Here is a 15,292-nt window from a genome sequence, read left to right as displayed (position 1 = left end):
GAATTCATGGAGACTGAAATGGACATCACGCGCAGCACCGGGTGCGATACCCCCGACGAACGAAAGACAATTCCGGCCGACAGGTTGCCGAGGAATCTCGACGCGCTTTATCGGCGCATCGGTTGGAAGCTGATGCCATTGCTTCTGGTTGCACAGGTTCTCGCGTATCTCGACCGGGTCAACGTCGGGGCTGCGAAACTGCAGATGGCGGGCGAGCTTGGATTGAGCGACACCGTCTACGGTCTCGGTGCCGGCATATTCTTCGTCGGCTACTTTCTGTTCGAAGTGCCGAGCAACCTTCTGCTGCATCGTGTGGGCGCGCGCTTGTGGATCGCCCGCATCATGGTGACCTGGGGCATCGTTTCGGCGGCTGCCGCGTGGGTACATTCTCCCGGCACGTTCTATCTGCAGCGGTTTCTGCTCGGCGTCGCGGAGGCCGGATTTTTCCCCGGCATCGTGCTGTACCTGACCTACTGGTTTCCTGCTCACCGGCGCGGCCGGATGACGACGTTGTTCATGAGCGCGACGGCGGTCGCAGGCATTGTCGGCAATACCTTGTCGGGCTGGATCATGACGCATCTCGACGGCTTCGGGGCGCTGTCCGGATGGCAATGGACGTTCGTGATCGAAGGCCTGCCGACGGTCGGCGTGGGGCTCGCCGTGCGCTATCTGCTGCCGAGCCGGCCGACGGACGCGCGCTGGCTGTCGGCGGAAGAGGCCAACGCGGTATTGCGAGGCCTCGATGTCGACGCAAGTCATGGCGCGGATACGCGGCGCGCATCCCGGTTGTCGGCCTCGGAGATGGCGTTGCTGACGACGATCTATTTCCTGCTTCTCGTCGGTCTGTACGGGATCGGCTTTTGGCTCCCGACGCTCGTCCAGGACACGGGGCTGACGAAACTGTCGTGGATCGGCCTGTGCAGTGCGATTCCTTATTTGATTGCGGTGCTGGCGATGAATTTCGGCGCCCGCCGCGCGGACCGCGGGGGCAACTGGGCGGCCTATGTTGCAGGCGGCGCGGGTATGGCGTCGGTCGGTTTCATCGTGAGCGCGTCGTTCAGCGGCATTCTGCCGGCCGTCATCGCGGGGCTCTCGCTGGCGGCCGCGGGCACGCTGACGGCGTTGCCGCTGTTCTGGCACCTGCCGACCATGCGATTGACCGGCGCGGCCGCGGCGGCGGGGATCGCGACGATCAATTGCTTCGGAAACCTGGCGGGTTTCGCGGGGCCGATCGTGTTCGGATGGTTGAAGGACCGCCATCACGATGCGATGGCGCCGACCTTGCTGCTGGCGCTGAGCGCTTCGGCGGCGATGGTGCTCACCGTCATTTACCGACGGGCATCGACGCATTGAAGGGCGGTCGACCGAGACGGCCTGTCGTATCTCGACGGCATACGAATTATTTGGTCAGGTTTGAAAGTCTATTCATTTCAAGGCCCATTTTCAGAATGGAGCGGCTTGCCGAAAATTCGTTGTACGCGCACGAATCTGCGTGACATTCAATACCCGTTCATTCGTCATCATGCATCGCGTTGCGGTGCGAGAGACGCGCTTGCGCGTCATGAGGAGATTGTCCATGGCAATTCAAGTCGATCATGCCGATCGTGATCCGGTCGAGCAGGCGCCCGATCACCCGACGCGCCGTTCCTTCCTGACCAGGGCCGGAATCGGCGCAGGCGCTTTCGCCGTCGGTGCGATGCTCCAATCCGCACCGGCCGATGCGCAAACGGGCAGCCCCCGATCGAACCCGGCGGCCGCGCCCATGCAGGGTGAATTCTGGCCGAACGGTGCGCGGCTGGTCATTTCGATCTCGATGCAGTTCGAGGCGGGCGGACAGCCGCCGAAGGGCGCCGACAATCCGTTCCCGAAAGTCGATTTTCCGGCGAGCGTGCCCGCCGATCTTGCCGCCGAAGCGTGGTTTGCATATGGGTATCGCGAGGGGATTCCCCGAATGCTGGATCTGTGGGATCGGCATGACGTGAAGGTCACGACTCACATGATCGGCGAGGCGGCGAAGCGGCATCCGCAGGTTGCGCGCGAAATCGTGGCGCGCGGCCATGAAGCGTCGGGCCACGGGCCGACCTGGAATTCGCAGTATGCGATGTCGCGGCCGCAGGAACGTGAATTTCTGATCCAGGCGCGATCGATGGTCGAGGCGGTGACGGGCCAGCGTCCTATCGGCTATAACGCGAACTGGCTGCGACGCGGTCCGAACACGCTGTCGCTGCTGCAGGAGCTGGGCTACGTGTATCACATCGATGACACGAGCCGCGACGAGCCGTTCATCGAAAAGGTCAACGGCAAGGATTTCGTCGTGGTTCCGTATACGCTGCGCAATAACGACATCCTGCTGGTGGAGGGCCGGAATTACTCGCCGGACAAATTCCTCGAACAGATCAAGTTCGACTTCGATCAGCTGTACGAGGAAGCGGGAACGCGTCGACGCATGATGTCGATCAGCGCGCACGATCGTATCAGCGGAACGCCGCAGATGACGCGCGCATGGGATGCGTTCCTGCGCTATGCGAAGAGCCATCCCGGCGTTGCGTTCATGCGCAAGGACGACATTGCACGGTTCGTGCTGCAAAGCCCGATTACGGTCCGCGAAAGCGAGACGATCTAGGCAGGCAGGCACTCGACACGCTGCCGCTCGTGGCAGCCGCCGTGACGTTGCTGGCCATTGCGGTGACCGCTTTCGCGTCCCGGCTCGATCGACGCGAGGCAGCACACGCGAATCGCGCCGCACGTCTTCCAGCCTGGACGTCCCAAGTTGCATCACTTCCGGATTCAGTCCGTCCATCGCGCACACTTTCAAGGAGCCTGACATGAAAACCCGCACCGTCCTTTCCGCCGTTTTCCGCATCGCGCTGGTCGCCGCCACCGCCGCTGCCGCGTTGCCTGCCGTTGCGGCAACCGACGACAATCTCGTGCAGCCGAAAACGCTGATCGTCGACAGGAATCTCTCGAAGCAACAGGCCGAGCAACAGATCCGCGCGGCACGCCTTTACGATACCTTCTGGAGCACGGGCGACGAGGCCCAGGCCCGCGAAGCGCTGGCGGCCGACTTCACGGACCGCACGTTGCCCGCCGGCCGGCCGCAGGGCATCGCGGGGCCGCTGGCGGCATCGAAGGGCTTCCATCGTGCCGTGCCGGACGTCCACGCCGAGGTCGAACAGATGATCGTCGCCGGCGACCGCGTCGTCACCCATCTGCGCTTCACCGGTCACTTCACTGGCACGTTCAACGGCGTGCAGGGGAAGGGGCAGGCGGTCGACTTCATCGCCACGGATATCTATCGCATTCGCGACGGCAAGATCACCGACAACTGGCATCTCGAAGACAACCTGACGTTCCTGCAACAGCTCGGCGTGGTCGCCAAGTAGGCGGACCGGGGGCCGATGCTGCCGGTCGGCCTTTCCTGCGCCTGTCCGCATCGCGTTACCATCCCCGGGGCCGCGCGGGGCATCGCGCGGCACACCCCAACATTTTTTTCGCGTGACGCGACCATGGACAATCTCGGTGACATTCGCCTTTTCGTTGAAGCAGCAAGCCAAGGCAGTCTGTCGGCTGCCGGCAGAAAGCTCGGACTATCCCCCGCCGCGGCGAGCGCCCGGCTCGTGAAGCTGGAGGGAGAACTCCATACTCAGCTGTTCGAGCGTTCGACCCGCAAGCTGCGCCTCACGGACGAAGGCCGTATGTATCTCGTACACTGCCAGCATGCGCTGCAAACGCTGGAAGATGGGCGCGCGGCGTTGCAGGCCGGACGGGCATCGGTGAGCGGGGCGTTGCGCGTATCGGCCACCTCCGATTTCGGGCGCACGGTGCTGCGTCGATGGCTCGACGCATTCAACGAACGCCATCCGAACGTCACGCTGACGCTCGTGCTTTCCGATTCGCTGTCGCACTTGCTGCAGGACGATATCGATCTCGCGATCCGCTTCGGCGTGCCGGCGGACAGCTCGATGGTCGCCAAGCGCCTGGCCGACAATCGCCGCGCGCTATGCGCGTCGCCCGAGTACATCGCCGAGCACGGCATGCCGAACCATCCCGACGATCTGCGTGAGCATCGATTCATCGTGCTTTCCTCGGCGGCCGGCGCGGCGAACAACTGGCGTTTCGCGCGCGATGGGGAGACCGCGTCGTTCACCGCGCCGCTCGACAGTTCACGGCAGACCAACGATGGTTCGCTTGCCCGCGAATGGGCGATGGAGGGCCGCGGCGTGGCCATGAAGTCGATCTGGGACATCGGCGCCGATCTGCAGGCCGGACGGCTCAAGCTGCTGCTGCCGGAGTGGCGCTGCCCGGACGTGCCCGTGAACGCGCTCTTTCAACGCACGCTTTATATGGCCCCGCGCGTGCGCACATTGCTCGACTTCCTCGAGCAGCGGTTCTCCGAAGCGTCCGAGGCATTGGCGCCGTTTCTGCGATAGTTTTCCGCGATCGCCGGCTGTCGATTCGGCCTGTATCCGCAGAAATCATTGCGGCCGGTCAGCGAGGCGACAGCCTGTCGGCGATCCTCATGGTTGCGCCTCGGAGCCTGCGCGAATGGGTAAGGCGACAGCTCGCAGGCCGACCGGACGCTCGGTTTTTTCGACCGATTGCGGAGTACAGGAGCGGCACGGCTCGGGTCTCACGCCGGCCGCTCGAGCACGGCCACGAACCCGGTTCCCTGCGCAAACAATACTTGCTTCAGCGTCAAATCCGGATGTTCGTCAATCAGCTGATTGACCCGGTCCTCAAGCGCCACCAACGTCGCGCCCGTGACAAATTGGTACTTCCCTTTCTTCTGGCGGTCCGTTTCGGCGGAGTCGTGGGCCGGGTGCTCCACCTTCCCCTCCCGGATTTGCGCAGTCGGCTTACGCGCAGTCATGGCAGCCTCCCTCATGAACGTCGAAAGACGAACTCGGCCGCACGGTCTCGCAACAACGTTCGATGACTTCGTAACGGCACAGCACGAAAACCCGCTCCGGCCCGCAAATGCGATCGGCAAAGTTTAACGTCATCGTATGGCCCGGATTGCAGTTGTCCAGCGGAGCGATACGAATCTCTCCGCTGCCGTGATACAGCCCCGGCCAATCGACGCTGCTCTTGCATTCGATTTCGAGCTCGTCCGGCGAACATTCGCTGTCTGGGTGGTCGACGGTCACTTCGACGAGGTGGCTGCCGCGCTTCACCTCATGCGCGCAGGGGCACTCGTTGATGCACGGACATGCCTGCTCGCAGCAATGACTGCTGTCGAAGAGCAAGGCGACCTTGGTGACCTTGATCGACGGATCGCCTGGCAAATACGGAAACAGCCTCCTCGAGATGGGCAGCGTCATGACGCCGCCCGGATGCGCCTCATCAACTCTGCTCCTCCGCACGCCGCCCTGCATCGCGCTGCGCGAGCGACGCAGCTGCTCCCACGCATCGGGAAAGTCGCGATGCACGTCGAGATAGATCCATCCATTGCCGGGCAGCCTCTCCCGCATGGCCGCGCGAGCCGCATCGCGCAATGCGGTGCCGCCCTCGCGTGACGTATAGTTCAGGTGCAGTATCGTGTCGGCTACCGTATCGAGATCGAAGTAGTTGCTTTCTTGCGGCAGTTCGATGCGCCAACAGCTGACGGCGCCGGCATATTCGAATGGCAAATGCCGATCGTCATGGAAATTCAATTCGAACAACCCCGCATCGTTGCGGCCACTCGACGTCGCGATCGCCTCGCGCGCACCATACAGCTTCGCGCCACGTGGATCACAGCATTTCGCCTCGTAATGCTCGTGCAAGGGATGACGGCAACCGCAGGCGCCCTTCGGCTTGTCATTGCAGCAATGCGTCACGGGGCAGGGTAGACACGGGTCGATACGCGTCCAGCTATGCAGGAGCGTCAGCTTGCAATGCACGCCCGCATAGGGTCCGGTTACGCACGGTATCGTCACGCTGACACTTTTGAGGCGCCGCATATACTGCCCCGGATAGTCCATGTCGAACATCCACTCGGGTATTTCGATTTCGCAGTAGCCGGTCAACCTGAGTTGCAAGAACTGCAATGGAAAATGCAACGCGAGCGACACGTGCTTGGTGAGCTCGTACTCGCGCTGATGGCATTGCAGATATTCCTTTTCCATCCGGTCGAGCGCGAGTTGCAGTTTGTCTCCCGCGAGCAAGCCTTCGTGCAGGCCGTTCCAGCTTTCGCACGGCAGGTAATTGCGGTCGGTAAAACCGAGCTCGAAATTGAACGCCCGCTGTGCCTGCCGCACGACATGCTGCGCCAGCTCGTACATTTGCCAGTACATGGCCATGCCTTCCTTCTGCAGGTATAGCCATAGCTCGTGACTCGTAAACTTGTCGCGCAAGAGGTTCAGCCTTTCGCGCGATTGCTCGAGCGACTGCTGGTGCAGATTTAATTCGAGCAAGGTTTCGTGGGCCTTTCTCTCCGCGGCGAGGATCTGGATTTCCATCTGTTCGATTTCCAGATCGAGGACCTCGACCTGATGCACCCACTCGTCAAGCCTGCGCTGCCAGCCTGCTTGCGTCAGATCGAGTTGCGCATTGAGGCCGGCGATCTCGCCGATCTCGTTTGTAATGCGAGCGATCGTCTTGAACATGCCGGCGAGCTTGGTGCCGAGCGGAAGCCAGGTTTCTTCGCATGGGAAGCCGACGAATAGGTCTGGAATCAGCTCCATTGCCTCCGCCACGGCCTCGATCTCGGTTGCCGTGCCGCGCAGCCCGATCTCGTTGTTCATATTGTCCTGATAGTCGAGCTCCCCATTGATCAAGCCGACATCGATCAGGTGCTTGGTGTACCGGCGGTTCGTCTCCTGCACTTCCTTGCCCTTGCGCAGCGCCTGCACCTGCCAGTCCGCCTCGCGCCATTGCTGCTGCCGGACATCGACCGTCATATCGGCCAGCTCCGTCTCGTGCCGCGCGTGCATCTGCGCTAAATACTCGCCGTCGCCGCGTTCGAATGCGCCCAGGAGTGCCGTGCCCATTTCGCGCAGACGACCCACGCATTCTCGCGCTTTCTGCATCAACACGACGAAGCGATACTGCGTGAGCGGGTGACACCAGGCGCCGTCCTCGCAACAAACGGGTTCGTCGCACGGCCGGTGGGGAGCCGGATCGCAGCAGCACGGATCCTGTCCCCAGTACGGCGAACCGCACATACCCGCCACATCCGGGTTGCGCAGCCGCTTGTCGCTCAGGCAACGATGCACGAGCGAAAGGCCGTCCCGCACATGGCAATACAACTGCATCAGCCGCGGATTGAGCGGCGGGTTCAATGGCACGAACGTCGCCACGGTCCCCGTGTTTGGCCGTGACGGATTGCGCACGGTCGGTGGACAGGGGCCGAGAATGGCCGAAGCGGTGTCGAGAATCAGCCTGGCCTCTTGCGCCGACTCACGCGAATTCTTCCGCAGCAGCGCGCGCGCCCATTCGACGAGCGTTTCCGCATAAGCGAGCACGATCGCACGATCGCGCGCCGTCTGTGCCGAGATCTTCGTGCTGTCGCAGCACATGTCGAGTGGCGCACGTCCACGGCCGGGCACATCCACGCTGTCGGTCGAGGGCAAATGCGTCGCCGGCGGCTGCTCCGCCACCGCAACGTCGGCCGGTTGCTCGGCCACGTCCACCGTTCCGAGGGTGCCGCCGCCCAGCCGGCTGTCCGTGCCGCAATGCACCCACATATTGTCGGATTGCAGCGGATTACGCACGAGCTCGTACCACTTCAGTGCCGGTTCGAAATGACAATGGCAGCGCAGCACATCGGCAATTGCAATCGAGGGACTGAACATCGATTCGATGAAAAGCCGCTCGCCGGGCTCGACGAAAACAAAATAGGGATAGGCCGGCAACCCCGCGGGGTAGGGACTCGCGACGGGCGTCGGATCCTGCACGAGCGGCAGCGCCACGCACTTGTCCACGGCCATGTCATAGCGGAAGCCCGCGGCGTCCGTGCCGTTGTAACCGAGGGGCGTGGGCGCAATGCCTCCGGTTACAGCGAAAGTCAGCGAGTCGTCCAGCCTCCCGACGTAGGTCAGGTCAGGCGTCGCGCCGGTAGACAGCTTGACCAGTTCACTGGAATGACGCGGCTGCTTGAATTCGCCGTTATGCACTCGGCACCACGCAAGCCGCACGGCCGATTCCGGTTTCCAGTCGAGAAGCGTCGGGATCTGCTGCGGGTCGTGCCAGTAATGGGAGATTTGTTCCGATGGGTCGTAATACTCGTCTTGGAACGGCGCCTCGAATGTCTGCGCCGGCACGAGCCAGAAATAGTATTCGTCGACGAGTGGCGGATGCACGCAGCCACATTCGGTGCAGCAACCCGGTTCGGAATGAAAGTCGCTCGGAACGAACGCCGCCGCGGCAGGCGGCACGCCACCCGCGGCAACGCGGATGAAGCGCACGCCAAGACGGATGGCCGCCTCGATCCAGAACGGCAGCTTGTCGGACGCGGCTGCCGGTGATGCGCTCGAGGCCGACGTCGCGACGACAACGCCCGCGGCACTCGTGTCCGCGACGCGAGCGATGGTGGGCGATGGTGGATTGTTCGGGCCTTGGGGTGTCCCTTGAGGCGCACCAGAGTCAGGCGCGAGCCACGAGGGCCGGGCATCACGCTCGGGTGTCCCCAGCACGCCGAGCCCTTCCCTCGGCGGCGTCAGCAAGCGCAGTGCGGAAGGCGTGCACTGTTGCAGCAGCTCGACCGCCGGATGCGATGGCGGCAGCGACGCCGCCCAGTATTCGAGGCCGCCGGGCGCGGCCAACGTCAGCGTCGAGCGGCGCAATTGATCTTCGAGAAACTGGAACGCTTCGATTCTGCGCGCTTTTCTCAGCTCGTCCCACGCGATCCAATTCTCTCGATAGAGCGTTCGGCAGCGGCAATGCTCCCAGACCTTATAGCTGGCAAAAAGGTCCTTCCACAGACTCAGGAACGACGGTCCGATCGCCCAGTCCTCCAACCCCAGCCGTGCGCGCTGCACGAACGTCTGCACCGCCGTGATACCTTCTTCGATACGGCTGGCCTTTTCGCAGAAGCCGGCTTCGACGTCAATGAGGAGTAGGGCGCTCAACGCTTCAGGTGACTTCGCGTAACCACCCCACGGCAGCGGCACCCGATTCATTCCGCACAAATACGCGAGCAAATGCGCTCGGGCATGCTCGCGCAGGCAATCGTTGATCTTTCGCAGATCGTCGTAGCGGCGCAGATCGGGTTCGTCGGGCTCGATCATCGCGTTTTCGACAAGGCGCACCAAATTGACATTGCCGGTTTGCGCTTCGCCGGGCACCAGAGCGCCAGGGTCGTCCGATGCCCATAAGTCCGGCCGCGCGAGACGAATGTCATTCGGCGGGCAACGTTCGATAAGTTCGTCGATCCAGTGGTTGGCATGCCAGACCCTGACAGCCCATCGATCGTCCGTCAGGTCGTTGCTGACGATCTTGTAGACGGGTGTCGTCTGCGTCGAGAAATACGACAGCACGCAGGGTGCGTGATCCAGGTCGACGTCGAGATGGCGCAGCAGTTGAGCGGGGTTGTCGGGCTGCTTCTCAGCCGCTTCCTCGAACAACAGCCAGACGGGTCTTGCACGCGCCCACGTCTTCTTTCCGCTCTCGTCTGCCCTTTCGTCCGCGGTCCAACACATTCGCGAGTAATCAAACATCCGCTCCCACCAATCGAACAGCGCCTGCTTGCGCTGGATGCTCGGAAGGGTGCGTTGATCCTGGCTCGCTGCCGGTGGATGATAGTAGTCGAGGAGCGGCAGCAGGTTCATGTCGAAATTGGCGGCGTGCCTGACAGAACCCGGATTGCGGTAATAGCTGACGCCCGCGAACAAGTCCGCATGCGCGAACATATAGCCTAGCTCGGACTGCCCGAACGGCTTCGTTGGACGGCCCGTGAGCGCGAAACGATGCGCGAACAGCAGCGCCTTGAACGCGCGTTGGTAAGTACGACGTATGTCGCGCAGCGTGCTCGTGTATCTCAGGTACAAGTACTCGGCAACGCTGCTGTCTTTCGGAAAGCTCATTTTGCCGATGAGCTGCTCGTCCTTGCTCGCGCAAAACAGCTTGTCGAGCGGCAGCACCACGAGTTGCCCATGCGTATCGGCGCCCGAATACTTGACTTCGAACCCGGTATGCAACGGATGCACATCGTCTTCGCCCGAAAACTGCGGTTCGTTCTGGGAAAATTCGACTTCGATGTTGTATGCGCCCGACTTCAAATGCAGTGACGAATTGCTTTCGGCGGGTTCGTCTTTCCAATGATGTGACAGCACCGCCCACGTCTTCTGCCCGCGGCTCAAGGTGACTCGCCAGCGGCGTTCTGGAATGCATTCACGCTCGTCTTCGCCCGTCTCCTTGCCCGCGTTCCCGCGCGGTACGTCAGCTTCGAACTGGTAGCGTCCTTCCTCGTCGACCATCAGAACGCCATGCCACTTGATATGAAAGCCGGCAGCACCGCCAAGCTCGGTGCCGCGGCGGTTCTGAATCGCGAAACCGTTACGCACGCCGAAGAGCTTCAGTTGCTCGGGAGAAAGGCTCAAATCGAGAGCCGGCAGAATCGTCGGCAATGGCGTGTTCCTTTCGTTCTTCTCCGAATCGAACGCCCGTATGTTCGCACGGAGCTCGCGCCAGACGAGCTCACCGCCTTTGGTGTGAAACTCGCCCATCAATCCTGTGCCGACGAGTCCCAGCAGCGCCGCAAACGCTCCGCCAGACGGCAACGGCTTCCACATGACGTCGGGAATTGCGCCCGAATCGTTTTCCCACGAAGTCAAACCGCGATTCTCGTCGCCGAAGAGGTGCCGCAGAATCAGCCATGCCGTTTGCGTCTCGTGCGGCGACGGCGCGTCAGTGCAGCCGCATGGCGAAGCGCTCGCGACAGCACCAACATGGCCGACCAAATGCGCGGCAATCACATGGCAGCGCTTGACCATCAGCGCAAACCGCTCGCGAAACCAGTGCCAGCGTCTTTCTTCGTCGTGCTCGGCAATCAAATGTCTTTCCGCCGCCGCGAAGTCGGGGAACAACATCGCAAACGGCGCGAGGTCGACGCGCGGCATCGCATACAGGTTCTGCACCGCGTGTTGCTCGTCCGGCGTCAGGTCACGGACGTGCACGAGTTTTTCGATCACGGCGTGATCGGTCAGCGGAAGCTGCGTATAGAGCTCGTTGGTCGCCGCGTCGAATCTGAATGGACCTTCCGCCGGCGTATTCCACATATCGGGAGACGTCGTCGTCAACGGCGTGCGGTATTGCCGATTCGTCGCCCCGACGGCAATGCCGGCACGCTCGAGCGTGTGGGGAAAGAAGTGCTTGCCGAGCGACGTCAAGTAATCGGTGCCGCCCGGCGGCACGACATAACCGAACTCCATCTTCAACGCGCTTTCGACGCGGTGCCATGTCCAGTCGTGAATCTCGCTCTCGTCGACGGCGACTGCCAGAAGCTTCTTGCGCAGCGCATCCAGACTGTGGCCCTGCGCACGCTCTTCGTTACGCTCGTGGTTCTGTCGTGGCTCTTCCTCGGACAGATCGAAAGGATAGTCGAGCGATTCGTTGGCATCCTGCAGCGGGAACGGATCGTCGCCATCAAGATGCGGCTCTACCGAAAACAAGTACAGCAGTTCGCCGATGCCGAAATGCGAGGCGGTGATTTTCGCGAGAACTTCGGCAAACCGCAGTGTATGGGTCGGGGCGGCATGCCAGGTGTCCTTCGCGGCGGTCGTCGAGAATCCGGCCAGTTCCGACAGCGGATCGAGGTTTTCGACCAGTAGCTTGATAAAATGGGGCGGCCGTTTCGGGCAATGATCGATGCGTGTCTGGGCATGGCGCATGACTCGATCGACAAGCTGGCGCATGGCCCAATTCCACTTCGCTGCCGGGGGAGGCGCCTTCCATAGCGCGAGCAGATGCGTCCTGTCCGCGCCATGTGCACCTTTCGTTGCCGTGCCATCGGTCAGACGCAAGCCGAACTGGTCGCGCAGAATCTGGAACGATATCAGTTGACGGATGAAATCAGGGTTGATGCTGCCGCCGATGAAAAGCTGAAGCACCTCGCAGATATCGCAAAGCTGAGTGAACGTGTAGCGCGCTCCGCATACGGCTCCAAGCTTGCGCCACAGTCGCAGGTATACCGCGAGAAACCTCAGCGCATCGAGAGGATTCTTGGGGTCCTGGAAAACGATCCGGTAATGCTCGGGGCAGCAAGGCTCGCAATCTGGTAGCCCTCCTGACGTATCGCCCGCGCTCGTCGCATCCGTGCCGGCAAACGCGTTGGTATTGCGCGGCCCTTGTTGCTGCACAACGGCGAACCGGAAGCAGTTCGACTTTTGCAGCTCGACGAGTTCGCAATAGGTGAGGCCCGTACGCTTCAGAAATTCAGGCAACCGCAGTACGATGTCGACCCAATTAGAGCCCCCGGGGTTCGCTACGGGGAAGCCGTACAGCTCGTATAGCACCAGTTGGCCTGGCGTCGGTACAAGCGCAATGTCTTGGGTGAACAGAAGCTCATACTCTTCGGGATTGATGCCGAGATACTCGATGCCGATATCGATATTTACCGGGTATCGCCATAAATGGCTTTGAAACGTCGGCGCAACGACTGTCGGGTCGAGCGCGAATTCGGTGATCTCCTTCCTGAAGCCGCGCATTGCCGCAAAACGGCACGATGAAAGCGCATCGAGGTACGCGCGGTTGACATCGAGAGGCTGCGAGTACGGCAGCGCAGGTGACGAAAAATCGGTTTTCAGCGCGTCATACGCCGCTTGGTTTGCAACCGGCGTAGCCGGCGAATTGAACTCGGGCAACGCGCGAAACAAGCTGGCTGGCGGGTGGCAATTGTCCGTATTCTCGATCACGTCGGCACACTCGTCGGCGGAGCACAGCTTATGATCGTTCAGGTGATGTTCGGCCGTGTTGTAAACGCTGCCGGAAGCCGGTGGCGCAACAAGGTTTTCGAGTTGCTCGATGACGATGTCGACGAGCGGTAGCGGCGTCATTGCGTTTGCCGCGCTCACGTCCAGCAAGCCTGGGTCACTGCGGCGGGCGGCAATTGCCTCTTCGAGCGTCGGCCTGCCTGGATCGGGCGTCGCAGCGGGCGTCGCGCAGGTCGAATTCTCCGAAAGCCGCAGCAGTTCATGCAAATACTCGACCGTGCCCGTGGGCGACAGGTAGCACGGCGGCACGCAGTTCTCCAGTCCGCCGGGGTTCACCGGCTGGAATGGGCCGGGTGGCGGCGGCGCGGGAGGATTGACACCGCCTGCCGCGATCCAGATTGCATTGGACTGATCGAACGCGACGGTCCCGCGCATCGCATCGGCAAAATCCGTTTGGTCCAGCCGGTTGATGTCCATCGCGCTGGTGAAGCCGCGCGCATACAACGCTTCGGCGATGGAAAACGCCACACTCGGCACGGGCGGCATCACATTCGATGCAACGCCGGCCAGTTGACACAAAGCGTTCAACACCGTGACGCGCTGAACGAGCCACGCCTGCGCCGATGGGTCGCCGGGCAACGCCGTTTGCGCGGCAGCGGTCACGTCGGCATCCACGAGTGCGCCCGCGCCGAAGGAAAAGGTGCCGCCCACCAGCGCCTGATAAGCGCTGACCCAGTCGGCGATGACGTCGATCGTGGGCGAATCGAGCACCGGTGCGGCGGGCGCGGCGGCGGACGGCATTGTCGCGATCCCGAAACCGACCGCGAAGAATTTCTGGACGTGGCGAATGAACGCCGCCACGCGCGCTTTAGCCGTTCCCGGCGCAGTGAAGGGCGGCAGCAGCACGATGTTGGGCGGCATGCCAAACAGATTATTCCAATCCGTGACCGACATCAGCGACAGTTGGCTCACGCTCGTCACCGGAATGGCACGAATCGCGGCGATCAACGGCTGGTGGTCGTTCGTCACAGCCGCGAGGTCGAGCGAGAGATAGGCATTCGGCTGCGCGGCGATTTCCGGTGTCCAGAACCCGACGGTATCGTCGCCAGGGTGATAGTCTCGCCAGTTGGCTGCGGACGGATACGCAAGCCAATCATTGATGAGCGGCGTGAGCGTGGCGTCGACTTCGCAGTGCGGCGCGGTCGCGTCGTATTGCACGCCGGGCACGAGTGCCGCAATCCGCCGAGCCGCCTGTGCCGGATTGACGGCAAGCGAATCGCTGATCGTGCCGGCATCGACTGCCGACGTCAGCGCAGGCAGCGTACGTTCCTCGTTGTCGCGGCATGCGAGTTGATATCGCTGCTTCGCCGACATCTGCATGGGCAGCATGACGCCGAGCGCATAGAAATACTCGGCCGGCACTTTGAATGCGGGCGTAAGGGTACCGCCGCCGCTTTGGACCAGCACGACATCGGCGCTGCTGATCAATGTGGTTGGGCTCGGTACGCCGGGGTTGACCGGAAAGACCATCAACGCCATCTCGGCGTCGATGCTCATCTTTTCACAGGCCATCGCGCAACCGAGTGCAAACGTGTATCGAGCCAGCCGATCGACGTTGGCGTTATGCGTTGCGTAATAGCTGTTCAAGTTGCCTTCGAACTGCTGCCGGTTCTGTTCGAGCTGGTTGCCGATCGTGCCGTCGTTCGGGGGATTTGTATATAACGCGCCTAGATCGTCGAATCCGGTCGTACCACTTGCAGGTGCCGCCGGTAGCGGATCTTGCGGGCCCCAGATGATTTCATTGGCGATATGCGTCGCCTGGGCGGGCGTGATATCGGTGATTGCGGGCACTGGCCCCTGATCCGCAGCCAACACCGTTTGCACGGCGGTCTTGAGCGATTCGAAATCGGGTGCCTGCCCCTGGCTCAAATCGATTTGGGCGAGACCGGGCGACAGCGGGCGAGGGAGGGGCAGATAGATCCCGACCTCGCTGGCCGGGATGGCAGGATACGTTGTCGGCGCAGGCAACGCGCCGACGGTCACGACGTTGACGTCATAGTAGACGAGCCTGCTCGCGATCTTCGTGCCACCTCGGCTGATTTCGAGCCGGACGTCGAGTGTCACGTATTCCTTGTATCCGGCGGGCAGCGTGATCGGGATCACCGCCGTTGCTTCGGATTCGGCGTAAATCGTGAGAGGCAGCGGTGGAATCGGCGGCGTGTAATGCTGGACGATGGTCGTGCCTGGGTCGGGGATCGGGGGCGCGGCCGGCGCCACGAATGCGGCATCACCGATATGCTGGCCCACTTTGGGATCGCCGACGCTCAGATCGAAGGCCGAGATTTTCAGGCCGGTCAGAAAATCGCTGAAACGCGTGCCACCGATGGGTGTGTCCGGGTGGAGCCGGATCACGAGTATTTGCGGCATGGTCTATCTCCTCG

General features: G+C 62.1%; 6 protein-coding genes. 4 read left to right on the top strand and 2 right to left on the bottom strand.

Going from position 1 to position 15,292, the window contains the following annotated elements:
* Positions 1–6: 6 nt before the first annotated feature.
* From DIE23_RS12590 to DIE23_RS12575, 4 genes are all read left to right on the top strand, one after another.
* On the top strand, positions 7–1,353 hold the full coding sequence (locus DIE23_RS12590) for an MFS transporter (RefSeq protein ID WP_260436044.1): 1,347 nt from the start codon (positions 7–9) through the stop codon (positions 1,351–1,353).
* A gap of 229 nt (positions 1,354–1,582) precedes the next feature.
* Positions 1,583–2,623, top strand: a complete 1,041-nt coding sequence (locus DIE23_RS12585; protein ID WP_409364231.1) for a polysaccharide deacetylase family protein — start codon at positions 1,583–1,585, stop codon at positions 2,621–2,623.
* 202 nt (positions 2,624–2,825) lie between these two features.
* Positions 2,826–3,383, top strand: coding sequence for an ester cyclase (locus DIE23_RS12580; protein ID WP_124612410.1), 558 nt, complete (start codon positions 2,826–2,828; stop codon positions 3,381–3,383).
* A gap of 123 nt (positions 3,384–3,506) precedes the next feature.
* Positions 3,507–4,430, top strand: a complete 924-nt coding sequence (locus DIE23_RS12575; RefSeq protein ID WP_124612433.1) for a LysR family transcriptional regulator — start codon at positions 3,507–3,509, stop codon at positions 4,428–4,430.
* Positions 4,431–4,630: 200 nt separating this feature from the next.
* Here DIE23_RS12575 and DIE23_RS12570 read toward each other — a convergent pair whose 3' ends face one another.
* Entirely contained in the window at positions 4,631–4,870 is a 240-nt protein-coding gene (locus tag DIE23_RS12570) for a hypothetical protein (RefSeq protein ID WP_124612409.1), read from the bottom strand.
* Positions 4,857–15,278 (bottom strand): neuraminidase-like domain-containing protein, encoded by a 10,422-nt coding sequence (locus DIE23_RS12565; protein ID WP_124612408.1) that lies wholly within the window; start codon positions 15,276–15,278, stop codon positions 4,857–4,859. Before DIE23_RS12565 ends, DIE23_RS12570 begins: the two co-directional genes overlap by 14 nt.
* Positions 15,279–15,292: the final 14 nt, after the last annotated feature.

Origin of the sequence: Burkholderia sp. Bp9143, assembly GCF_003853645.1 — a bacterium.
Lineage (GTDB): Bacteria > Pseudomonadota > Gammaproteobacteria > Burkholderiales > Burkholderiaceae > Burkholderia.
The sequence above is the reverse complement of the archived record's forward strand: the minus strand, read 5'-3'. Positions and strand labels throughout refer to the sequence as shown.